Raw genomic sequence first — 520 nt, 5'->3', positions numbered from 1 at the left:
GGACGTTGCTAGGCTATTATAATATCGGAGGATTAGCTCAGCTGGGAGAGCACCTGCCTTACAAGCAGGGGGTCGGCGGTTCGATCCCGTCATCCTCCACCATTTTAATATTTTTTCTGGAGGGGTAGCGAAGAGGCTAAACGCGGCGGACTGTAAATCCGCTCCTTCGGGTTCGGCAGTTCGAATCTGCCCCCCTCCACCATTTTAATATTGGGGTATAGCCAAGCGGTAAGGCAACGGATTTTGATTCCGTCATGCCCAGGTTCGAATCCTGGTACCCCAGCCATTTATATGCGGGTGTGGCGGAATTGGCAGACGCACTAGACTTAGGATCTAGCGCCGCAAGGCGTGGGGGTTCGACTCCCTTCACCCGCACCATTTTATTTTAAAATTTTATATTGCCAGATTAAAAAATTAATCTTTGCATAATGCGGAAGTAGTTCAGTGGTAGAACATCACCTTGCCAAGGTGGGGGTCGCGAGTTCGAACCTCGTCTTCCGCTCCAATTATGCCGGGGTGG

At 50.8% G+C, this 520-nt stretch carries 5 tRNA genes; all 5 read left to right on the top strand.

From position 1 onward, the window contains the following. Positions 1 to 26 precede the first annotated feature (26 nt). Positions 27 to 102: transfer RNA gene (locus ACFSY7_RS10260), tRNA-Val, on the top strand. A 16-nt stretch (positions 103 to 118) separates the two neighbouring features. Continuing rightward, a tRNA-Tyr gene (locus tag ACFSY7_RS10255) sits at positions 119 to 202 on the top strand. Between the two features lie 9 nt (positions 203 to 211). Beyond that, positions 212 to 286 (top strand) — tRNA-Gln (locus tag ACFSY7_RS10250). 7 nt (positions 287 to 293) lie between these two features. Next, a tRNA-Leu gene (locus ACFSY7_RS10245) sits at positions 294 to 378 on the top strand. 52 nt (positions 379 to 430) lie between these two features. Beyond that, positions 431 to 505, top strand: a tRNA-Gly gene (locus tag ACFSY7_RS10240). Positions 506 to 520: the final 15 nt, after the last annotated feature.

Origin of the sequence: Kurthia populi (assembly GCF_042686175.1) — a bacterium.
In the GTDB taxonomy this organism is placed as follows: domain Bacteria; phylum Bacillota; class Bacilli; order Bacillales_A; family Planococcaceae; genus Kurthia; species Kurthia populi.
Note: the sequence above shows the minus strand (reverse complement) of the source record. Positions and strands in the feature narration are given on the sequence as shown.